Origin of the sequence: Paenibacillus polysaccharolyticus, from assembly GCF_900102085.1 — a bacterium.
In the GTDB taxonomy this organism is placed as follows: domain Bacteria; phylum Bacillota; class Bacilli; order Paenibacillales; family Paenibacillaceae; genus Paenibacillus; species Paenibacillus polysaccharolyticus.
Map to the genome: position 1 here is coordinate 192,238 of NZ_FMVM01000002.1, position 23,660 is coordinate 215,897.

Below are 23,660 nucleotides of genomic sequence, written 5' to 3' on the forward strand. Positions count from 1 at the left end.
TATAATTTTAATATACAAGTTCATATCCACTTGTAAAATACAAATTTTTAGAACATGGGGGATGTAGGGGTGAAGGAACATACGTTAGAAACGCCTCGCAAAGGGCGTGCCATCAAGGCAAGACAGCGCTGGAACATGCAACGGAATTGGTCCTTGCATATGATGCTCGTACCAGCGGTTTTGCTGGCAATTGTATTTCAATACATACCAATGGGCGGGATTGTAATTGCTTTCCAGGATTTTAAACCATACCTCGGATTTACCGAATCCAAATGGGTAGGTTGGGATAATTTCAAGTATTTATTTTTATACCCGGACGTAGGTCAGGTCATCTGGAATACACTGGTCATTGCATTTTTCAAAATAATTGCAGGTTTAATTGCTCCTTTTCTATTCGCAATTTTGTTGAACGAAGTTCGTTTATCTGCTTTTAAAAGGGTCAGTCAAACACTGGTGTACCTGCCGCACTTTCTATCATGGGTTATCCTGGGCGGAATATTGCTTGATATCCTTTCGCCGCAGGGCGGTATGGTGAATAAACTGGTCGTTGCACTGGGCGGAGATCCGATCTTTTTCCTAGGGGATGGAACGTGGTTTCGGATAACACTGATTGTTAGTGATGTGTGGAAAGAATTTGGCTTCGGCACGATTGTATTTCTGGCTTCTCTGTCCGGTATTAACCCGGCATTGTACGAAGCTGCGGAAGTGGACGGTGCAAACCGGTTCAAACAAACACTGCACATTACGATTCCTGCTCTGATGCCGATTACAATCGTACTCATGACACTCTCGATCGGAAACATTTTGAATGCAGGTTTCGATCAGGTGTTCAACCTGTACAACCCGCTCGTTTATGACAAAGGTGATATCATCGATACCTTCGTATACCGACTTGGTATCCTGAACGGCAAAATGAGCTTTGCAACGGCTGTAGGACTTTTCAAATCGGTCGTGGCAACCATTCTGATCGTTATCTCATATCGCATGGCTTACAAATTGGCGAATTATCGCGTGTTCTAGTAGAGAGGAGAAAAGGGCTTGTATTACAAAACAAAAGGCTATCGAATATTCAGCGTTGCGAACTATATTTTCCTGGGCGTCTTATCACTGCTTTGCATTCTGCCCATCATTCATATTTTGGCCGTTTCGTTCAGTAGCATGGCACCGGCCTCATCCAATCTGGTCGGCTTCTGGCCGATTGGCTTTACGACAGATGCATATGTCAAAACGTTCGGCAATTCCAATTTCATTAATTCCTTGCTGGTTTCAGTTAAACGAACAGTCATTGCTACCGTGATCGGTATGGTAATTATGTTACTTACAGCATTCCCGCTGTCGAAGGAAGATCTGAATTTCAAAGGCCGCTCGATCTACACCTGGTTCTTTGTATTTACGATTCTGTTCAGCGGAGGTCTGATTCCAAGTTACATCCTGGTACAGAAGCTGGGGCTGATGGATACGATCTGGGCGCTGGTACTGCCAGGTGCACTATCCGTGTGGAATGTTATCCTGATGATGAACTTTTTCCGCGGTCTGCCTAAAGAGCTGGAGGAAGCGGCTTATCTGGATGGAGCAGGTCATATTAAAACGCTGGCGCTGGTTTATATACCGCTGTCCATGCCAGCGATTGCAACCTTGTCATTGTTTACCATGGTAGGTCAGTGGAACTCTTGGTTCGATGGCATGATCTATATGTCCGATGTCAAAAATTATCCGCTGGCTTCCTTGCTACAAACCATTATCGTGCAACAAGACCTCAGTAAAATCAACGTGGACCCGTCCATGCTGGAGAATGTTTCCCAGCGTACGGTTCGCGCAGCACAGATTTTCATCGGGGCATTGCCGATCTTGGTCATATATCCATTCTTGCAACGCTTTTTCGTTAAAGGTATCGTCATTGGGGCAGTAAAAGAGTAGTACTGCCCTGCAAGTGACCACACATTCTAGGGAGGAATATGAGTGAAAAAAGGGTTGGCTTGTCTCGTAGCAGGAAGCATGATGGTTTCACTAACAGCTCCGGCAGTAGTCGGGGCAGAACAGATGAAGCAACAAACGGTAACGGAGCAGGGGCAGGCATCAGGCCTGCTTCGGGCGCCGTACAAAGATTTGAAGGGACATTGGGCTGAAAATGCTGTGATGCGTATGCAGGATATGGCGCTAACTAAAGGTTATGCGGATGGCACATTCAGACCGAGTGAACGTATCAGCCGTGCTGAATTTGTTGTGATGCTTGATCGGGTGTTCGGATTCGCAGGAGGATCAGGAGCGGCGTCATACACAGATGTTAGTGAAAAAGACTGGTATTATGATGCGATTACACGTGCAAGCGGATCTGGCATTATTCAGGGAACCGATGCATCACATCTGTCTCCCCAGCTTCCGATTACCCGGCAGGATGCTGTCGTGATGGCAGATCGTGCGTTTCAGTTATCGACAGGCAGTGAGAATAAAGCGCTTGATTCTACATTTAAAGACGAAAAAGATGTAGCCGACTATGCAAGAAATGCGATGAACTACTTCGTAAATAATAAAATTGTAAACGGATACAATGGAAATCTTACACCTGAATCCAACATTACGAGAGCAGAAGCTGCTACGATGATGTCCACTTTGATAGCAGATATTCATAGCAAACCCGGCACCTATGAATCCAATGTAGATGGCAATCTGATCGTTCGCTCAACCGATGTGACGCTGAAAAATACAACAGTTAACGGCAACTTGTTACTTACAGAAGCCATCGGAGAAGGTACAGTGATGCTCGACGGAGTAACGGTCACTGGAAGTGTAATCGTGAAGGGCGGAGGAAGCCACTCGATCGATATTCATAACTCTAAATTGAATCGAGTTCTGGTCGACAAAAACGTGAGTCCGGTACATGTGAAGATCACAGGGACAACACAGGTTGAAGAGCTATTTGTCGAACGCAAGGCTACAGTTGAATTGTCTGCCGAGAGTACAATAAATACTTTAAAAGTAAATAGTAAAGCCCGTAATACGATGATTGACAGCAAAGGTAAAATCAAACTGTTGGACGTAGATGCCACCAACGTATTGCTAAATGGGAAAGCGGTTGCACCAGGGCGATATAAGGATAACATTACGTCTGGGACAGGACAGTCCGAGCAACCAAACACTGCTACACCAGGTACTTCTAACGGTGGCAGTAGTTCTAGCTCAGGCGGGGGCGGATCTTCCAATTCAGGAGGAACGACACCATCCGTTCCGGGCACTCCTTCAGGTGAAAAACCAATTCCGGCAACTACGATTCCGGATGAGCAGTGGGAAATGGTCTGGAATGATGAATTCAATGCGCCTTCCGTAGATGCATCCAAATGGACCGTTCAAGATACGGAGCTTGTGTACAACAATGAGTTGCAATATTACAGCCCGAATAACACACGTATTGTGAAGGATGGCAACCGCAATGTGTTGCAGATAGAAGCAAAGCGGGAGCAGAAGGGCAGTAAAAATTATACTTCCGGCAAACTGATTACGAAAGAGAAGGGCGACTGGACGTACGGAAAAGTGGTTGTGAGAGCGAAGCTTCCTATCCAGCAAGGCATGTGGCCAGCAATCTGGATGATGCCTACGGATGAAGCGCATTATGGTGGATGGCCTGCTTCCGGTGAGATTGACATTATGGAGCTGATTGGCGGCCAAAACAAAGATCATGAAATCTACAGCACGATCCATTACGATTCAAAAAAACCAGACGGCTCTCACGGACATGATCAGGGCAAATTTACATTGCCTCAAGGTGAATCATTTGCCGATGAATATCATGATTTTCAGGTGGAATGGTTACCTGGTATGATCCGGTTCTATGTAGATGGCAAACTGCATCATCAGATTAACAACTGGCAGACAACGGCGGCTGGACAGCCGGAAAGCTACACGTTCCCTGCACCGTTTGATCGCCCGTTCTATCTCATTCTCAACCTTGCGGTTGGCGGAGACTGGCCGGGATCACCGGAGAATGATTTTGTTTCCGAGAAGATGAATGTGGATTTTGTACGCGTGTATTCATATAAAAATATGGATCAATGGCCTGACGTGACTTCCAGTCCGATTGAGCCTGAGAAACAGCGCGCACCGCAAGCGGACGGTAACCAGATTTACAATGAACGCTTCACCAAAGGTGCAGATGCAAATGGTGTTCCTGCGGACTGGAAGTTCATTACAAATGCTGGCGGAGAGGGCAAGGTTGAAGTTGTCGATGATCCGGTGAAAGACAAAGTTGCCAAAGTAACGATCGCCAAAGCAGGAACGGAAACGTATTCGGTACAGCTCACTCAAATGCCAATGTATATCAAGAAAGACAAAAAATATAAAGTGGAGTTTGATGCAAAAGCTTCTGCAAACCGGATTATCCGCTCCAAAGTAACTCAGTTTGAAAAAAGCTGGACGAATTACTCTGAAGAAAAAGCATTCTCAGTCACAACGGATTGGCAGCCGTATGAATACGAATTCAACATGCGTAATGGTTCCGACAACAATGCACGCTTCGAATTTAATCTGGGATTAAACGAAGGCGAAGTTTCGCTAACCAACGTGAGACTGACAGAGATTGGGGAGGCTAATCCGCTTCCAGTAGAACGAAAAGCACTCCCGGACGGCAATTACGTATTTAATGGTACATTTGATCAAGGTAAACAACGGCTCGGCTTCTGGAACACTGAAATTCAGTCGGGTGCTGAAGCACAGGTATCCGTCAATAACTTCTTGAAATTCCCGATCATGGAACGACAGCTTGTTGTTGATGTAAAGAAAACAAATAGTCAACCTGAGCAGGTAGCTGTTGTTCAGCCCGGTATGAAGTTAGAAGGTAACACGACCTACGGGTTCTCGTTTGATGCCAAGGCAGATACAACAGGCGTTATGGATATCGGTTTATCTACCGAGGAGGGCCATAACGTGCAAGTTAATCAAGGCCAGCAGATTCAGATTGGGTCTGATATGAAAACATACACTGGTGAAATTGTAATCGGAGAAGGTGATGCTACAGCAACATCTACATTAAAGCTTTTATTTGGCGGGGCTACTGGCAAGCTTTATGTAGATAATGTGCGGCTGACGAAACGTGGAAAACCGGTAGCGATTCAGAATTATACTCATATTCCTGCCGCAGATGCTTACGTGATGCAGGGATTACAGCTTGAGAATTCCGATGAAGGCGGTGAGCATGTTAGCTATATGGATGAAGGGGATCTACTTCAATTCAAAATTACTGCAGCGAATGAAGGTGCATATGCCTTCTCCACACGGATGGCAAGTGCAAAAGCCGATGCAAAGGTACGTTTTACAGTCAAAGATGAAGAAGGCCATACCGTTGCAAGTTCTAATCTTACGTTAGGAGATACCGGCGGCTGGCAAACATATAAAACGGTATATTTTCCGTCGGTATCTTTGAAAGCAGGAACAACGTATTACGTGAATTTTGAAGGAAACGAGTACAACACACGCTGGCTGGACATCTCTCGTAGTATAGTAAAGAATGGCGAGCTAAGTACAGCAACATCGGATTGGATGGTACCTGCTAGTGTCACTACGGCGACATATAGTAACGACCAAGGCATTAGCTTAACTGTACCTGGTACAACCCAGAATTGGTGGGATGCTATATTACAGCAAGGACAGCTAGCGCTTGAAGCAGGGAAAACGTATCGTCTAAGCTTTGATGCTTCGGCTACAGTACCGAAACCAATGCAAGTGGTTGTGTCACAAACGGGAAGTGATGATATGAAGTATTTGGAGCAGGCAGCTGAACTGGCCACAACGAAACAGCCATATGCCTATACCTTTACGATGGGAGATACTGCGGATGAGGCGGGTTTATTAAACTTCGGCCTGGGTAATTCACTGGAGCCGGCAGCCGAACATGTGGTATCCATTCAAAATGTAATGCTGTTCGAGGTCAACCCCGGCGCAGACGAGGGTGGGCAACCTGTACATGTCAATCTCATCAAAAATGGTGACTTTACGCAAGGAACAACTGGATGGTTCCCGTATGCGGCCAGCAATAAGCCGGAAGACTTGATGCTTAGCGCGGACAATCAGAAGTTGCAGGCTCGGATTGGGCAAGTTGGGGAGAATCCATGGGACCGGCAGTTGATTCAGGAAGGCTTTGCCATGCAGCAAGGATACACATATAAACTGACATTCAAAGCAAAAGCGGATAAAGCACGCAAGCTGGGTGTTGGGATTGGATGGGTAGACATTCCTGCAAATTATAAGTGGACTGGATTCTATGGCAATCAAATGAATCTGACGACGGAAGAACAACAATTTACGTTTACGTTCCAGGCGACCGAGGCGAGTTATGCGAACAGCCGAATTGTGTTTGACATGGGTAAGATCGATGGTACTGAGCAAGCCGATACCACGATTACACTGTCTGATGTAAATCTGGTTAATATGGGGAAGACACAATAAAGCGTTATTATAAGATGTAAAGGAACGATCTTTAATGGAGATGTTTCCAAATGTAAACCGATTATCAAGCACATAGTCCAAGAAGTGACGAAGCAGAGATTCTCTGCTCGTCCTTTTTACTTTGCGTATCCTTGGGATTTCCCTTCCATTGACAAATGAATACGTTTTAATTTATTTTTAAATATTGTTGACAATCTATTTTTCTAGTAACTATAATTTATATTGTTTTGCCTAATTTATTCGTCAGTCACTTTTAAGGGGTTCCACCTGTGCGCGAAGCTCCTTCACAAGAAACTGTCTACAGCGCCTGATATCTTTGCGCCCTTAAAACTTTATCAAGGAGACTGAGTAGAATCATGAAAGTATTAATTGTGGAAGACTCGATTTTTGTGCAGAAATTGATGAGCAAGTTGATTAGTGATCATATTCCGGATTGCGAAATTCGAACGGCCACCAACGGAGAAGACGGTTACCAACTCTATCAAGATTACAAACCTGATTTGATAACAACAGATCTTTTGATGCCAGGACTGAATGGTCAGGATATGTTGCGTTTGATTCGAGAGAATGATCAGAATGTCAAAATTATTATTTTGTCTGCCGATATTCAGAAGGCTACCCGTGAGGAAGTGGAGGAGCTGGGCATTTCAGGATTCCTGAATAAACCTTTAACTGCAGAAAGAGCAGGTACATTGCTCCAAATGATTCAGGTGGCACGTTATGCTGAATGAGCTACAAAAAGATCTGCTTACTGAACTTGTCAATGTTTACGTCGGACAAGCTGCTAATATGTTATCGGAAATTGTAGACAAACATATTGTACTCAATATCCCCGAGGTTGATCTAATCTCCATTAAAGAAGTAGACCCCGAGGATCGTAGGTACAACATTTTATTTGCGGAAGGCCATCTCTTTCGGTCATCGTTGCAGTTCGGGTATCAGTTCCAAGGCAAAGCTTTCCTGATGTTTCCTGCCGAGCAGGCAAAAGTGTTAGCGAATATGTGTCTCGGAGAATTGACAGAAAACGTGGATGCAAACGATTGTCTATTAATGGATACGGATCTCGATGTGTTACAGGAAATCAGCAATGTGCTGCTCAATGCCATTATTGGCGAATTCGGAAATTTTCTCGAAATAAAGCTGGAGTATGTACTGCCTGATATTGAGCTGCTTCATGTTACGCGAACTGACCCGCAAATTTTGCTTCAGAATGAAGTGTACATATTGGTATTGCATACCTCCTTTTTGCTTGCGGATACAGATATAAAAGGAATTATCGTTATTGCATTGAGCATGGATTCCATCTCCAGTCTGCTGGATAAGATAAATGCTCTACTGGGAGGATAACCATGGATAATCTCATTGTACAGGCGCTGAACAAAACCAAAATGGGCATTATGATTGTCGACAAACAATTGAAAATTCTCGTGTGGAACGGCTGGTTGGAACGTTTAACAGGTATGCTCGCTGAAGACGTGCTGGGTAAAAACCTGCTGGAGATTTGCCCCAGATTCAAGGCTAATATGTACATGAACATCATACAAAATGCGCTGTATCACGGGCAGAGCAGATTCTGCTCCAGCGCTTTACATAAATCTTTTGTCCTTCCGAAGGATGGAGGAGATGAGAGTTTTTACAGACAGAATCTGCATGTTGAACCCCTTTATGAAAATGATCACAGTTATGCACTGCTACAGATTAGCGACACAACCAATACGAGCACACGCGTGTACAAACTCAAAAACCTGATTAAGGAACTGGATACGGAGTATACCAAGATCAAAGTTTCCGAGAAAATCAGCAAACATCTTTCATTGCATGATTCCTTGACAGGTCTTCCTAATCGTTTAGCCTTTAAAGATCGTCTTGCATGGGCTGTCAGCAATGCGCTAAGAAGTGAGTCGCGGTTTGCAGTAATGTATATCGATACGGACGGGTTCAAACAGATTAATGATACCTATGGTCATGATATAGGTGATCAGGTGTTAATGGAAGTTTCCCGTCGATTGAAGGGCAGTATTCGTAGTACGGATTGCGTAGCAAGACTGGGAGGTGACGAATTCAGCATTATCTTGAACCAGATTAAGGATGATGATGATGCGGAGATCGTTGCCAGGAACTTGACAGCTGCGTTTGAAGCTCCGATTCATGTTAATGCCATTGAGATCCATCTGTCTGCCAGTATTGGCATCAGTCTGTTTCCAAAGCATGGACAAGATGCAACGGAACTTCTCAAACTTGCGGATATGGCCATGTACAGAATCAAGAAAAATGGAAAGTGTGGTTATGCCTTCTTTCATCCTGAGCTGGATCAAGTCTGGTAATATATTGTTCTTTTATAAGCATCTGCTTCCAATCCTTATAAAATATATGCTCAACCTCTCAAAGTTGCTATTCTGGCAACTTTTTTTGTTAGGCTTCATAGAGAAGCTGTTCATTAGCTCGCTTGTTAGCAGGAGTCCTTAAGTAACTGACGAAGTGAAGTAAGGTAGGGTCAATACATGGGTAGAATCACGAAATAACAGACAGAGAGGATGACAATGATTGATGACGAAGCTAGAGATGGAAGAGTTGTTTACTGTGCATGTCAAGATTGAAAATTCAATTGAGCTAAAGAGCGCAGAGGGAGACTCAGTAGTGATGATTACGTTTAGAGGACATGTCACCGGAACCTGTTTTGAAGGCTTCGTTCGTGAGGGAGGCGTGGATACACAAATTATTGGAAAAGCGGGAGGACGTCACAGCTTGTCAGCCAGATATATGTTACAGGGAGAAGATTATACGGGGCAAGCTTGTGAGATCTACATCGAGAATAATGGGTATATCGGAGAAGTAAAGGGTGACATGCTGTTTCGCACCTCACCTCGAATTATAACCAACAGTCAGGCGTTATCATATTTGAACGTGGATGCGCTTATTGGTGAGGGTTATCCGGCGGACGGCGGTGTAAATATTAAGATTTTCAAGGTGAAGTCATAAGTTTAAGTTGCTGAAGGGAACGGCGGTGCGTGAACACATCTTGCAAAATTGGTTGAGACACTTTATATATCTCGAAAGCGTTGTTATGGCAAACAACGCTTTCTCATGTTTAACAGCATGTATTCACGGAAGTAACCCATGTTAATAAAGTTTGTTTTTCTCATCGTTTCAATATTCTTCGAATCAGCATAATCACTAGAATCAGAAAGACTATTGCAAATAACATACCTGGAAATCCCACACTGCTCATCACTTTTAAAACCTCCTAAAATAAACCATTAATATAACGTGTATAGTATAACATATTCATTTGGAAGCAACATACAATTTGAAATGTCAAAAAACATGTTGACTGTTCGACCAAACAGTTTTAAGATAAGGACATAAATTGACTGTTCAACCAAACAGTATTGGAGTTGAAATTAAATGTCTAAGCAACAATCCGAAAATCAAGATGAGCGCAGAAACGCCATTTTACAAGCGGCCTTTACATTGTTCGGTCAGGTGGGCTATACAAAAGCTACCATGAAAGAAATTGCAGCCAAAGCTGGCGTGGCACAAGGACTGATCGGCTACCATTTTACTACGAAAGAAACACTTCTGGTGGAGGTTGTGCGGGAATGGATGATTAACCGGGGGATGAAGGAAGCCCTGCAACAATTGGATATGACAGCAGAACCCGCTGATTTGCTTCAGCAAGCGTTACAACATGTCGTTGAATTTCGTAAAACAAACCCGGAGTGGTTTACACTGTTAATCAGTCTCTGGACGGAAAGTGTCAGTAATGAGAAACTTGCGCACGAGTTAGTAAAGCTCTATCAAGAGATGAAATCGGGTATTCGATTAATCATCGATCGGTTGGATCTGCCTCTGGACGAAGGTGAAAAAGAAACCTTCGCAGTCTTAATTCAAGCTGTGTTCGACGGATTAACTTTACAATCGCCTGTATTGCTGTCAGCCCAGCCGCTCTCACATGAACAGGTATCCCGGGGCATTGGGTGGATGCTGAGTGGAATGAAATCTGCCGATTAATTACATCGATATCAAAATAAATTACATTCAAAGGAGATCAAACCAAATGACTAGATTATGGATTCGATTAGAAGGATTGCTGGTGCTCGCAGCAGCGACAACGTTATACTTTTATAATGATTATTCCTGGTGGCTCTTCCTGCTGTTGCTTCTCGTCCCGGATGTGTTCATGATTGGCTACGTAGCTAACAATAAACTGGGCGCACTAATCTACAATGTGGGACATACGTACATTATTCCTATGGTATTTTTGGCAGCGGGTTACGTGTTGAAAATGGACGTTCTGACGTTGATCAGCTTCATCTGGATCGCTCACATTGGTATGGATCGCATGTTTGGTTTTGGTTTGAAATATGAAACGGAGTTTAAGGATACTCATCTCCAGCGCGTATAATCTAATAGGGTATCTATGATAGATTAGTATTTTTACTTTAAAAATAGACACCCGAAAAAGGATGTCTCTCACATCATCGAGATGTTAGGGGACATCCTTTTTTAATTGAACAATGAACTTCTTCGTTACATCTAGCACGCCTTACACAGAACGCTTCAAGAAAGTCACAGCCATAATATAGTTGCTCCAATCATCGGAGTCACGACCATACCCACTTTCAGCCATAGTGCAGGCATACGTTTCGTAAATTTCGCTCCAACGTATGAACCGGACATCGTGCCGATTACAACCAGCAATAGCAACTGCAAGTCCAGATAACCGATCCTCATATATCCGGCTCCGCCAGCCAAAGCTATGGGAATGATGACCAACATCGTTGTTCCAGCGGCATATCTCATAGGCATATTCAACAACAGCATAAGTCCTAATTGGATAAAGGGCGTGGAGCCAATACCGAACAGTCCGGATAACATACCTGTAACTACCCCAATCAATAACGCATATACCCAGTAACGCAGACCTTTTCCGAGTATGACAGTCTGTATTTCAGAACCAGCAGGGCGCCGCGAAACAAGAATCAAGCGAAGCCACAGCGCAAGTCCTGATGCAAAAAGCATAAAAGAAGTCAGCATACCAAGCCGATCCTCAGGAATATAGGATGACCATCCTGAGCTTACCCAGGCTCCTGTTGCACCGGCCAGACCAACGATCACACCGGTTTTGAGCATTGCATTACCTTCCCGGTAATGACTGATTGAACCCGAGAGCGATGAAAAAAACATCGCAGCAAGCGCCGTCCCGAGAGCAACATGAATAGGATATCCGAATGCAACCGTCAGGATCGAGATAATGAAACCGGAACCGCCTGCGCCAACAAAACCAAGAAGAAGACCTAGCAAAAACATAACAAGCACAATATTTATCATTAACATAAGATGTCTCCAAACTCTTATTCCCCCGAAAACCATGTCAGACGTTTTCTTGACGAATAGTAATATGAATTCGATTATATCATGCATGAGCAACAAAAGCGGGGGAGGACGCGTCTAACCCTTCATGAACAAGTCAATTGAACAGGGAGTGAAATGCATTGCGTTTAACGTATAAAACCATTGCGGCGGCAGCGTTCGGTTCTATGTTGATCTGGGCGGGGAGTGCCAACGCAGAAACCACCTTTGTCGACCTCCAGCATACGCAATGGGCCAAGGATGGCATTCAGTATATGGCCAAAAGGGACACAGTAGCAGGTTATGGCAATGGGAAGTTCCAGCCGCAGACATCCGTAACCCGAGGACAGGCCGTTACCTTCTTGGTGCGTGAACTTTATCCGGAGCAGCTTGAACAGCCAGTGGAAAAGCTGAAATATGCCGATGTATCGATAAATCATCCTTTTTACCGTGAGATTGCCATCGCTGAGCAACATGGGCTGGCTGGTGGATTTCCAGATGGCTCCTTTCGGCCTAATATACCGATTAGTCGCGCCGAAACAGCAGCTTTTTTGACGCGCGCATATCCGCTTCAACAAGGGACTTTGAACGCTAAGTGGACCGACACGGAGAAACATTGGGGGGCGGCGCCGATCCAGATTATGAGTTCAAACGGACTCGTTGGAGGTTATCCCGATGGGACGTATCAACCGGATCGGACGGTGACACGAGCGGAATATGCCGTATTCATGGCACGTGTCATTCAATTTGAACGTGAAGCGGCGATTCAGGCGAAGGATTGGGACAAGCTCATTTCGTATATGACCGTTAGCGAGCAGGTAGGTCAGATGCTTATGCCCGATATCAGACAATGGAACGGCAAAGCGACAACGACTGTAAACGAGGGATTGAAACGTAACCTTCAAGATCAGCATGTGGGCGGACTTATCCTTTTTGAAAAAAATATCGTGGATGCACAGCAGGTTACAACGTTTACGCATCAGATCCAAAACCAGACTGGCGATATCCCGCTATTTATTGGCATCGATCAGGAAGGAGGGGTGATTCGTCGTATTCCTGGCGGCACCAATCTCCCTGGACAGATGGCGCTAGGCGCAACGGGTGATCCTGCACTGGCAGAAGCAGCCGGACGACTGACTGGAGAAGAGTTAAAAGCGCTTGGTATTCAGGTTAATTTTGCGCCTGTGCTTGATGTGAATAGCAATCCGGACAATCCCATTATCGGTATGCGATCCTTTAGCTCGAATGCGGAGCTGGTAACCCGGCTCGGCCTAGCCATGATCAAGGGACTTCATCAGTCGGATGTTGTCGCAGGCGTGAAGCATTTTCCAGGGCATGGGGATACATCCGTTGACTCTCACCTGGGATTGCCTGTGCTTACACATGGACGTGAGCGACTGGACGCGGTGGAGTTAAAACCGTTCAAGGCGGCAATTAAGGAAGGTGTCGATATGATAATGACGGCACATATTGCCTTTCCGGCGATAGATAACGAGCAAGTAACCTCACGCAAGGACGGTACACCGGTTCCGCTTCCAGCTACACTATCTCGTAAGGTGTTAACCGGCTTGCTTTGTGAAGAGTTGCAGTATAAAGGTCTGATTATTTCCGATGCTTTCACGATGAAGGGGATTAGTGAGCATTTTGGTGAAACGGAAGCCGTTAGGCGTGCCGCTGACGCGGGTGTAGACATCATACTCATGCCACAAGATGTGTCCAATGCACATCAGGCACTCATTCAAGCTGTGAATAACGGGACACTTTCTAGCGAACGGGTGCATGAGGCGGTAAAACGTATTTTGACGGTAAAATCGAAATATCATCTGTTTGAGTCTGGTCCATCCCTGACACAAAAGTTAAATAAGTTAAAAACCATCATCGGATCTGATGCTCACCTTCAGGTGGAGCGTAGCATTGCGGAGCGGGCGGTTACTGTTTTGGCTGGAGCGGATGGCAAGAGCGTAGAGACAATTCGAGCCAGTGATCGAGTCGTCATCGTAGCTTCTGATGCTGATCAGGCTGAGCAGCTGCAAAAACAACTCAAGCAAACCGCTGGTAATGCTTCCATTGAGACGGTGACGGTTGTTTTGAACTCGAATAATATGAAAACGGTGCTCCAGACCGTAAACAACGCCTACTATGTTCTTATGGCTTCGTATCAATTCCGCAACGTAGCAAGTCAGTTTCGTTGGGAAGAGATGCAGTTATTCATCAACGAACTGAACCAACGCCAAGTGCGTTATACGTTGCTGTCTCTTGGCAATCCCTATGAGATGCTTCATTTGCACAATGTACGTTCAGCCCTTGCTGTGTATGGTAAACAGGAGCCCAACACGCTTGCTGCTATCAAGGTACTGTTAGGAAAACTTGAGGCAAAAGGTAAACTTCCAATCGATTCCGGACAGTCCGGCGAATAAACCGAATCGAATTACATTAGAAAAGACAAAGCTCAATTTTCATGATGTTTGTACACCGATACGAAATGGAAAATGAAGTTTTGCGTCGTACGTTTCTGCAGAACGTCGAAAAACCTTGCCCCTAATTAGAAGCAGGTGGCGAGGTTTTTCACGTATTACAGTGGGGCAACCGCTGTAGTTATTCATGCGTTGCCTTATTCATATCTTTGCTCTCGTAGACGCCATTTACCAGGCACGATCCTATTATTCCGTACCACGAACAATCGGATTCTCCAATTCCACATGCCCCATCAGGCTCTCGCTTTGTTTTCCATCTACCAGAAGCTGAATGCTTTGGATGTCTTTAAACTGAAACATGGTTTGTTTCAACGTATCCAGGAAAAGGAGTTCGCCGCCAGAACCGAGTCTGGCTTCGTCGGGAATATGAATGTTTAACGTAAGTACGCCGTCGGCTTCGTGAAACTCAAGTGATTCCAGCCCGATGTCACTCCACAACGAGATATACTCCGGGTCATCCGAGCGCTGCATCTCATCAAACGCTTGTGTATATTTTTCGTTATTGTTTGAAAATTCAATTTGAGCTTTTTTGGTTTTGACTTGCGTGAGTTCCGAGTCCACATAACCCACTTCAATTTCCTGTGATTCTTTTTTCTCGGCATCTGGTGCAGAGGGGGAAGAGCCGTTAGATGGAGTCGTATTAGGTGCAGGCTCCGCATTTCCAGGGTCTGTAGCCGGTTTATTGCCGCAACCGGCAAGGATGAGCAATATAGCCGTAAGGTAGAGCAGGAGCATCATATTTGTCTTTTTTTTCATCAAAGCACATCCTTATCTTCACATTCAGTTCTCAATTACATTCACTGTTCATTGCGATTGGTGTAAAAACTCCTTGATTCCATCCACGATAGCCTGAGCTGCTTTATTCTGAACACTGTCGGAAAGCATGGCTTGTTCTTCAACGAGATTGCTTAGAAATCCAATTTCAAGTAACACAGCGGGCATCGTTGTATCTCGAAGCACTTCCAAATTGCCGTTCTTAACCTTGCGATCCTTAAAGCCTAACGCTTCTATGAGATGTCTGTGTACGATATCTGCCAGTTCTTTACTGCTGCTTCGTTTGTAATAGTACGTCTCGGTGCCTGTAGTCTGCGGCGAGGCTTTCACACTGTTTCCATGGATGGATACAAACACATCCGCGTTTAACGTGTTAGCCAGCTGCACCCGCTCTGGGCGGGTAGGGTAAACGTCTGTGTCACGTGTCATTACAACTTCAATATCCGGCTCTAGTAGCAGAAGGGCCTGAACTTTGAGGGCTAGAGGTAACGTGAAATCTTTTTCTTGTGTGTTGGAGATGCCGATGGTGCCTGGGTCTTTGCCACCATGCCCGGGATCAATGACAATGATTTTTTTGCCACCTTCATTTCCAACGGGGCTGATTGGAACGCCGATCGTAGGTGTAAGCGCTAAGTCAAGAATTAGTTTGCCACTGACATATTGAGAATTGACCTGCACATCACTCAAATTATTCAACTCAATGACAACTCTAACTTGAGCCGGATCATTTTTGAAAAGGGCATATCGAATTTCTGTTACATTTGCAATACCGCTAACATCAAGCTTACCCATCGTGCCCTGCTGTAATGTTGAGCCGATATCTCCAAAGGTGGTATTCGGCAGATCAACCACGATACGATCAGGATTGGATAGTCTGGTGATCTGTGGCGTAACCTCTTTGTCAACAGATACAACAAGCTGCTGATTAGCAAAGCTGAGATCATTAACTTTGCCCCATACGATGTTATTTCCTACGCCTGGAACAGTGGGTGCAGGGGATGGCTCAGCAACAGGAGGAACTTCAGAGCTTGTCAGGCCAACAATTTTTTCTTTGTTATTCCAGCTTACGGACAGTCCCATCTCTTCACTAACAAAACGAAGGGGAACAACGACCGTATTTTTGATTAATTTCGGTGCCGTGTTCAGAGTTACTTTTTCATTCTGAACCCTAGCTTCTTTCTTGCCTACGTTGAGAGACAGGATCTTGGCATTTTGTTCAATGCTCACATTCTGACTCTTCTGATCCCATTTCACGTTGAATTTCAAATTCTCAGCAACAACACGAATGGGAATCATGACATTGTTGTTTACATTGACAACTTCGACATCTGACGGCAACACAAGCTCCTGACCATCCAATATAATTTTAGTTTGCGGGGCAGCTTGTCCCACATTGGGCAGGACAATCAGAAAAAATAAACTGAACAAGAGTACACTTACGAATTTTCTCATTTCACACCTCAATTTAATTATGCTTGTGACAATATTCTACATTTATGCGAATTGTTCCTGCTACGTGCTACATTCTTTTTAATAAATTACATCTTATTTTTACGCAGCAAGGGAAGACGTGGAGACCAAGCTACGACAGGAATTATGAGTTAAATACCGGCTTCTCGCGATTCGAATATTAATGAATTTGGATGAAAATGACATTGACAGTCAACCATTTTTCCAAAATAATAGAATGTAATTGAATACTGGTACCTTTAATTCAGTCCAGAGAGGCTGGCAAGGGCAGCGGATTTTGTAATCACGCGAGAATCAGAGCATTTCCTGCACAGGAATGTTCTGTGTCTTCGCGTGGATTATGATGCATAAAGAGGCTACTTGTCAGCGTATAAGCGTGACAAGTAGCCTCTTTTTCTGCTTTTTTTATGGTATCAGAACACTTTTAACTGGAGGGTTTCTGATGAGCAAACAAGATCAAGAGTTTTCATGGCAAGAAGTACCCAAGGCACAGCGCAATCATTTCTGGAAGACGTTATCCGTCATGCTTGGATTCACGTTTTTCTCGGCCAGTATGCTGGCTGGTGGCACACTCGGTGTCAGCCTCACCTTTATGGAATTTATGGCGATCGTGCTGGCAGGTAATTTGGTGCTTGGCATCTACACCGGGGCGCTGGCGCATATCGCTGCCAAGACAGGATTGTCCACCCATTTGCTGGCGAAATATTCGTTTGGTGAAAAAGGATCTTATCTACCTTCCTTCTTGCTCGGTTTTACACAGGTTGGATGGTTCGGGGTTGGGGTAGCGATGTTTGCCATTCCGGTTGCCAAAGCGATGGACTGGAACGTATACCTGCTTATCGTTTTATTTGGTCTGGCGATGACCGCATCCGCGATCTTCGGTATGAAGTCTCTTGTTATTCTTGGTTATATTGCAGTACCTGCCATAGCGATTCTCGGAGGGTACTCCATGTTTGAGGGAGCTGGCTCGCTGGGCGGGCTACAAGGGTTGCTGGATTACACGCCAACACAGACACTTACCGCGGCCGCAGCGCTCACCATCTGTATCGGTTCTTTCATAAGCGGCGGGACGCTCACGCCAGACTTTGCACGTTTCTCCCGGACGTCGCGGCAGGCGGTTACGGCGACGGTGATTGCATTTTTCCTCGGTAACTCACTCATGTTCTTGTTCGGAGCTGTCGGCGCAATGGCGTACAATCTGGCTGACATATCGGAAGTTATGTTCCTGCAAGGGCTACTTATTCCTGCAATTATCGTACTGGGCCTCAATATCTGGACAACCAACGACAATGCTTTATATGCTTCGGGTCTTGGTTTTGCCAACATTACGAAAATATCGAAAAAATTCTTTGTTATCGTTAACGGGATCATTGGGACCGTATTTGCGATGTGGATGTACAACAACTTCGTGGGTTTCCTGAATGTGCTCGGCGCAGCAATTCCCTCGATTGGAGCAATCATCATTGCGGACTACTTCATTGTAAAACGCAGATCGTATGCACCATTTGCCGACATGAATTTCAAAAAAGTAAACTGGGTTGCTATGATTGCATGGGCCATTGGTGTAGCGTTTGCACAGCTCGCTCCCGGAGTAACACCGCTTAACGCGCTGATCGGTACAGCCGTGGCGTATGTAGCTCTCATGGGCATCGTGTCCATGACATCATCCAAAGAAAAGGGGAAAACACATGATTATACAGAACGCAAAATTGCGGGATAAAGAAGGCCTTTGGAATATCGTCGTTAGAGACGGGAAGTTTGAGCAGATTACGCAAGATCCACAGCCAGCTTCGGGTACAAATGAAGAGACAATGGATGCAGGCGGAGCACTGGTGTTGCCACCATTCATTGAACCTCATATTCACCTGGATACAACGCTGACAGCAGGGGAGCCGGAGTGGAATCTGAGTGGTACGTTGTTCGAAGGTATCCAGCGCTGGTCGGAGCGAAAAGCATTTCTGACCCATGAGGACGTGAAAACACGTTCCAAAACAGCTTTGAAATGGCAGATGGCGCAAGGCATTCAGCATGTGAGAACACATGTGGATGTGACAGATCCAAGCCTGATCGCCGTTAAAGCGATGCTTGAAGTGAAGGAAGAATTGGCACCGTACATCGATATTCAATTGGTTGCATTCCCGCAGGAAGGCATTCACTCTTATCCAAACGGTGTGGAGCTGCTGGAAGAATCACTTAAAATGGGCGTGGACGTTGTCGGCGGCATTCCGCACTTTGAGTTTACACGTGAGTATGGCGTTGATTCCATGAGAGTTGCTTTTGACCTGGCTGAAAAATACGACCGTCTCATTGATATTCACTGTGATGAAATTGATGATGAGCAATCCCGTTTCATTGAAGTTGTTGCCAAGGAAGCGTATGAACGAGGGCTAGGCTCACGTACTACAGCAAGTCACACCACTGCAATGGGGTCATACAACGATGCATACACATACAAGCTGTTCCGGCTGCTCAAGATGGCCAATCTGAACTTTGTATCCAATCCGCTGGTGAACATTCACCTGCAAGGACGCTTTGACACGTATCCGAAGAGAAGAGGGCTGACACGAGTGAAGGAGCTGCAGGAAGCGGGCTTGAACGTCTGCTTCGGCCATGATGATATCTTCGATCCATGGTATCCGCTCGGTACGGGCAATATGATGCAAGTACTGCACATGGGCATTCATGCTTCACAGTTGCTGGGTTACGACCAGATTGTGAATTCCATCGATCTGATTACAAAAAATAGTGCCAAAACACTGCACATTGAAGATCGTTACGGTGTTGAAGAAGGCAAGCCGGCTAACTTCATCATTATGGAAGCGGAGAATGAATACGAAGCGGTGCGCAAACAGGCAGCGGTTCTGTACTCCTTCAGAAAAGGACGTAAAATCGCGGAAACAAAACCCCGCGATACATCCATTGTTCTGGATGGTAGCGTAGAAAGGGTTACCTTTAATAAATAGTGTGAAAGTTATCTCCTTGATACAGGTTTAAACCCTCTATGTTCTAGGTGGTGTTGACTCTGTATCAAGGGTTTTCTTTTTGGGATCGAAAAATAAATAGGATATATTGTAATAATTTGAATTTACTTCAATATAATCATCGTTTATACTAGATTCAACCCGGGCGAAGTGCTAGAAACATCATAATGATAGAGTTTAAACTATTCATCTATGTAAGCGCTTTTATCGGATGGTGATCTTGGTTAAGAGAGGAGGTAGAGAGAAGTACGGCAGTAAGCCATTTCGATTGAACCAGAAAAAATATGATGTTAACCAATTAACTGGAGGTGTATTCATGTTTAAATCCAAGCTCATTAAAGCCGCTATGTCTGTTGCCCTTTTAAGTACATTATTTGCTATACCGCCGCTTCCTTCTGCCACTGCCGCTGATGCCAGTTGTCCTAACGGTTATGTAGGTCTGACTTTTGATGACGGCCCTTCCAACAATACCAACAATATACTTAATGCACTGAAACAGTCGGGTCTGCGCGCTACCATGTTTAATACCGGACAAAACTCGCAAAACAATCAAGCTTTGGTTCGTGCGCAGGTATCCGCCGGCATGTGGATTGCCAACCATTCCTATACGCATGCCGATATGACGAAGCTGAATACTTCTCAGATGGCATCTGAGATTACACGTACACAGCAGACCATTCGTTCCATTACCGGTTCATCGCCTTCACTCTTCAGACCCCCCTATGGTGCTACCAACGCAACGGTGAAATCGGTCATCAGCCAGAACGGTTTGAGAGAAGTGTTGTGGAATGTCGATTCACAGGATTGGAATGGGGCGAGTGCCTCCCAGATAGTAGCTGCGGTGAATCGTATGGCAAGTGGAGATGTTATTCTGATGCATGATCAGTACCAGACAACACTTCAGGCTATTCCTCAGATTGCTCAAAATCTGAAAAACCGAGGCCTGTGTGCCGGTATGATCTCTCCATCCACCGGACGAGCTGTTGCACCGGATGGGGCAACCAACAATCCACCCGCAACGACGGTAAGAATCGAAACAGAAAATATGACCAAGAGCGGACAGTATACTGGCAATATCAGCTCTCCGTTCAACGGTGTTGTCTTGTATGCGAATAATGACGCCGTGCGGACGACGCATAACTTCTCAAGCGGGACGCATTCATTCGCATTGCGAGGTGCGTCGAACAATGCCAATATGGCCAGAGTGGATCTAAAGATTGGCGGGCAGACGAAAGGTACGTTTTATTTTGGAGGCAGCAGTCCCGCAGTGTATACGCTGAATAATATCAGTCATGGCACCGGAAATCAGGTGATTGAGCTGATCGTAACAGCAGATGACGGTACATGGGACGCATATCTCGATTATTTGGAAATAAGTTAGTTTGTGAATCAACCCATTTAAAGCGGGGCACTTTACCGTTAATGTTAATATGAATGGGCTATTTCAATGACACGCACTTGGTAGTGTGTTGTCAGCGAAATAGCCTTTTTTGCGTGTTTTGCAAGCGGAGATAAAAAAGTGAAAACAAAATGTGACCAAATGTCGTCCGTAAGAGTGTTTAGGGTATAAAGGAGGGCACAACAACCATGCAGCAAACCATATCCCAACCAAGTGATGAAGTCACGAACATCTATGATACATACGCGGATACGCTGTTCCGGATTGCAATGGTTCACCTCGGCAGGCGGGAAGACGCGGAAGAAGCCACTCAGGATACGTTCATTAAATGGATGGAAAAAGCGCCTGCGTTCAACGATGCGGAACATCAAAAAGCATGGTTGATCCGGGTGATTACCAATCATTGCAAATCCCTGCTCCGTAAAGGCTGGCGTAAACGGGAAGTCAAGCTGGGAACCGTGGAACCCGTCATGATGGATAATCCTGAAGATCAGGCTTTGATTGAACTGGTGTTGTCTCTGCCCGTGAAATATAGATCGGTAGTTCATCTCTATTATTACGAAGACTATGGCATCCGGGATATTAGCCAGATTTTAGAGATTAGTGAATCAGCTGTGAAGATGAGATTACAACGGGGGAGACAACTATTAAAACTGGAGCTTGAGGGGGAGGAACAACCATGAACGAACAACAATTCAAACAACGATATAAGAAAGCGGTGGATCAGATGAAACCAGATGACCAGATGAAAAAAAGAATCGAACAGAACATGAATGTCCAGCGTCAATCAACGAAACGGCCTCGTAAATCGCTGTACATCGCAGTGAGTGTTGTGGTCGCAGCAGGTATTGGGCTGGCAGCACCGACAGTTTGGCAACAATGGGGTGGAACGACTGCACCTTCAAAAGAGACAGCGTTAAATACCGGAGAGGTTATCAAAGGCTTGATTTCCGATGGTCAGACCGTGATCAAGACTGAGAATTCAAACATAGTTCCTGTAGAGATTCCGAAGATTGAGGTGCCGAGTGGGGATAACCAGAATGTTAAGGCAGACATGCTTGGATTGGTTGTTTATCATGGTAACGTCTACACCGAATCTGCGACAACGGTGGATGCTGCAGATGCCTTGTCGCTCCGTGGAGAGAAGCTGGGCAAAACGACTGGTGGCATCCATGAGCTAAGTGGTAAGGATGACTACAAGGATCTGGCCTCGACGATTGGTACAGCAGATATTTACACCGTGAACGGATACGATTCTGATTTTCGGATTATGTCTTATACGGAAATAGACGGACAAGTTTACGCCCAATTGTTCGATAAAACCAATGGTATATCGATTAGCAGCGGCGCCGATCTAATTGGCAAGCTTAACATCGAGGGTCATGTGACTGCAGCGCAGTGGGAGAGCTTTGATAGCTGGAATAATGGGCTGGGGCAGCTACAGCAGCTTCCGGTAGACGAGTCACTGAACCGTTTTATTGAAGCATTGTACAAAGCAACACCGGTTGCAACAAGTTCTGAACTGGAAGAACGTCTCTATGGCAAAGAAGATCGCAAAATAATTTATTTGACCCTGAAAGATAAAACAAAGGTTCAGCTTGTGTTGTTCGGTGAGGAAGGCATGGTGCGTTACGGTCATGTACCTGTATTTTTTGAAGTAGAGCAGGGGGCGTTTCAGCAATTATGGAACAGTCTTAAGTAATAAAAGAGCTGCTTGGGTGAGCAGAATGAGCTATTCAGTATGTAGAACGAGTTACAGTATAAAAAGAGAGCAGCCATCTGGCTGCTCTTTTTTATGCATATATGGTCGAATAGTCAGCAAAATGGTTCTCAATGAAGACCTAGAAGGTTATACACTTCTCATGTAACAGTCTCATGAACTGCTTAAGGGCACTGCTGACATATCGATTTTCACCACGAACAAATGTGGTAGTGGTTGGTGTAAATACATCAGATAGATTGTGTAACGTGTATGCCTCAGGTTTATTGTGAACAACGCTACAGGGCATAATTGTCACAGCGATCCCGGATTCTACACAGTTAAGTAAATTTTCCATTGTACTGACTTCAATCAATTTTTTGGCCGAAAGTTCTTCTTCCGCTAAAAACTTTTCTGTAAGCTCACGATACGGGCACCCTTGGGGAAAGACAACCCACGAAAGCTGACAAAACGATTCCAGAAGCGTATCCGTTCGTTTCGAGATGATGTGAACCGTATCCTGCATCTCATATTCCACCTTTAATCCTTCCTTCACGCAGGCCCCGCTAATGAAAGCACCATCCAGTTCAGAAGACTGAATTTTATGCCTTAGCACTTTGGGGGAGGTGGCGTTCACCAGCGAAATGGACACGTCCGGATAAGTCATCTGATACTCATTCAAAATCTCCATGAAACGACGTGAAGCGGCGGTTTCGACGATTCCGATTTTCAACGTACCCGATGGTTCCTCCGGATCGATCATCTCTTGTTGCAAATCATGTAGCAGACCTCGAATCCGTGCCGCATAAGCAAGAAACTGCGTTCCTTTTTCCGTGGGTATCACCCCTTTGGAAGAACGGTTAAACAATTGAACCTGGTATTCTTCCTCCAGTTTCTTGATCCGTGTTGTGACATTAGACTGGGCATAGTTTAGTTCTTTGGCTGCTTGTGAGATTTTGCCCGAGCGTCCAACGGCCAGCATAATATCAATATCAGATAGTTCCATGACAGCCTCCCGAACAGAAATTTTTAAGCGGAAAAAGAACGATAGTTCTTCGTCATTTCTTTAAGTAAAG

Annotated in this window: 19 protein-coding genes; 15 read left to right on the top strand and 4 right to left on the bottom strand. The window is 45.1% G+C overall.

The features are described 5' to 3' along the window. The first annotated feature begins 69 nt into the window (after positions 1-69). The 9 genes from BLQ13_RS03370 (at position 70) to BLQ13_RS03410 (ending at position 10,840) form a co-directional block, all read left to right on the top strand. Positions 70-1,020, top strand: coding sequence for an ABC transporter permease (locus BLQ13_RS03370; RefSeq protein ID WP_420848895.1), 951 nt, complete (start codon positions 70-72; stop codon positions 1,018-1,020). An 18-nt stretch (positions 1,021-1,038) separates the two neighbouring features. Then, positions 1,039-1,917 carry a carbohydrate ABC transporter permease gene (locus BLQ13_RS03375; protein WP_090915988.1) on the top strand — a complete coding sequence of 293 codons (879 nt, stop codon included), beginning with the start codon at positions 1,039-1,041 and terminating at the stop codon, positions 1,915-1,917. 42 nt (positions 1,918-1,959) lie between these two features. After that, on the top strand, positions 1,960-6,435 hold the full coding sequence (locus BLQ13_RS03380; protein WP_090915990.1) for a carbohydrate binding domain-containing protein: 4,476 nt from the start codon (positions 1,960-1,962) through the stop codon (positions 6,433-6,435). A 356-nt stretch (positions 6,436-6,791) separates the two neighbouring features. After that, positions 6,792-7,166 carry a response regulator transcription factor gene (locus tag BLQ13_RS03385; protein ID WP_090915992.1) on the top strand — a complete coding sequence of 125 codons (375 nt, stop codon included), beginning with the start codon at positions 6,792-6,794 and terminating at the stop codon, positions 7,164-7,166. Next, complete coding sequence (locus BLQ13_RS03390) at positions 7,156-7,782, top strand: chemotaxis protein CheC (protein WP_090915994.1); 627 nt, start codon at positions 7,156-7,158, stop codon at positions 7,780-7,782. Before BLQ13_RS03385 ends, BLQ13_RS03390 begins: the two co-directional genes overlap by 11 nt. A gap of 2 nt (positions 7,783-7,784) precedes the next feature. After that, positions 7,785-8,759, top strand: coding sequence for a sensor domain-containing protein (locus BLQ13_RS03395; protein WP_090915996.1), 975 nt, complete (start codon positions 7,785-7,787; stop codon positions 8,757-8,759). 223 nt (positions 8,760-8,982) lie between these two features. Beyond that, entirely contained in the window at positions 8,983-9,414 is a 432-nt protein-coding gene (locus tag BLQ13_RS03400) for a DUF3237 family protein (protein ID WP_090915998.1), read from the top strand. 426 nt (positions 9,415-9,840) lie between these two features. Then, complete coding sequence (locus BLQ13_RS03405) at positions 9,841-10,446, top strand: TetR/AcrR family transcriptional regulator (protein ID WP_090916000.1); 606 nt, start codon at positions 9,841-9,843, stop codon at positions 10,444-10,446. 46 nt (positions 10,447-10,492) lie between these two features. After that, on the top strand, positions 10,493-10,840 hold the full coding sequence (locus BLQ13_RS03410) for a DUF4260 domain-containing protein (protein WP_090916002.1): 348 nt from the start codon (positions 10,493-10,495) through the stop codon (positions 10,838-10,840). 164 nt (positions 10,841-11,004) lie between these two features. Here BLQ13_RS03410 and BLQ13_RS03415 read toward each other — a convergent pair whose 3' ends face one another. After that, positions 11,005-11,772, bottom strand: coding sequence for a sulfite exporter TauE/SafE family protein (locus tag BLQ13_RS03415; RefSeq protein ID WP_090916004.1), 768 nt, complete (start codon positions 11,770-11,772; stop codon positions 11,005-11,007). A gap of 158 nt (positions 11,773-11,930) precedes the next feature. Between BLQ13_RS03415 and BLQ13_RS03420 the strand changes: the two genes are divergently transcribed. Continuing rightward, positions 11,931-14,204, top strand: a complete 2,274-nt coding sequence (locus BLQ13_RS03420) for a glycoside hydrolase family 3 N-terminal domain-containing protein (protein WP_090916006.1) — start codon at positions 11,931-11,933, stop codon at positions 14,202-14,204. 243 nt (positions 14,205-14,447) lie between these two features. Here BLQ13_RS03420 and BLQ13_RS03425 read toward each other — a convergent pair whose 3' ends face one another. Beyond that, positions 14,448-15,017: a GerMN domain-containing protein gene (locus BLQ13_RS03425; protein ID WP_090916008.1), complete on the bottom strand. Its 570-nt coding sequence runs from the start codon at positions 15,015-15,017 to the stop codon at positions 14,448-14,450. Positions 15,018-15,065: 48 nt separating this feature from the next. Then, on the bottom strand, positions 15,066-16,487 hold the full coding sequence (locus BLQ13_RS03430; RefSeq protein ID WP_090916012.1) for an N-acetylmuramoyl-L-alanine amidase family protein: 1,422 nt from the start codon (positions 16,485-16,487) through the stop codon (positions 15,066-15,068). Between the two features lie 460 nt (positions 16,488-16,947). On the opposite strand from BLQ13_RS03430, the gene codB reads away from it, so the two are divergent. From codB to BLQ13_RS03455, 5 genes are all read left to right on the top strand, one after another. Then, a complete protein-coding gene (gene codB / locus BLQ13_RS03435) occupies positions 16,948-18,225 on the top strand; it encodes a cytosine permease (RefSeq protein ID WP_090916014.1) in 1,278 nt (425 codons plus the stop codon). Further along, entirely contained in the window at positions 18,194-19,468 is a 1,275-nt protein-coding gene (locus BLQ13_RS03440) for a cytosine deaminase (RefSeq protein ID WP_090916016.1), read from the top strand. Before codB ends, BLQ13_RS03440 begins: the two co-directional genes overlap by 32 nt. A 334-nt stretch (positions 19,469-19,802) precedes the next feature. Beyond that, complete coding sequence (locus BLQ13_RS03445) at positions 19,803-20,867, top strand: polysaccharide deacetylase family protein (protein ID WP_090916018.1); 1,065 nt, start codon at positions 19,803-19,805, stop codon at positions 20,865-20,867. Between the two features lie 206 nt (positions 20,868-21,073). Next, positions 21,074-21,568 carry an RNA polymerase sigma factor gene (locus BLQ13_RS03450; RefSeq protein WP_090916020.1) on the top strand — a complete coding sequence of 165 codons (495 nt, stop codon included), beginning with the start codon at positions 21,074-21,076 and terminating at the stop codon, positions 21,566-21,568. After that, positions 21,565-22,587: a hypothetical protein gene (locus BLQ13_RS03455; protein WP_090916022.1), complete on the top strand. Its 1,023-nt coding sequence runs from the start codon at positions 21,565-21,567 to the stop codon at positions 22,585-22,587. Before BLQ13_RS03450 ends, BLQ13_RS03455 begins: the two co-directional genes overlap by 4 nt. 139 nt (positions 22,588-22,726) lie before the next feature. On the opposite strand, the gene BLQ13_RS03460 is transcribed toward BLQ13_RS03455, so the two are convergent. Further along, the gene (locus BLQ13_RS03460) at positions 22,727-23,590 is read right to left on the bottom strand and encodes a LysR family transcriptional regulator (protein ID WP_090916024.1); all 864 of its coding nucleotides are present in this window, start codon (positions 23,588-23,590) and stop codon (positions 22,727-22,729) included. Positions 23,591-23,660 lie beyond the last annotated feature (70 nt).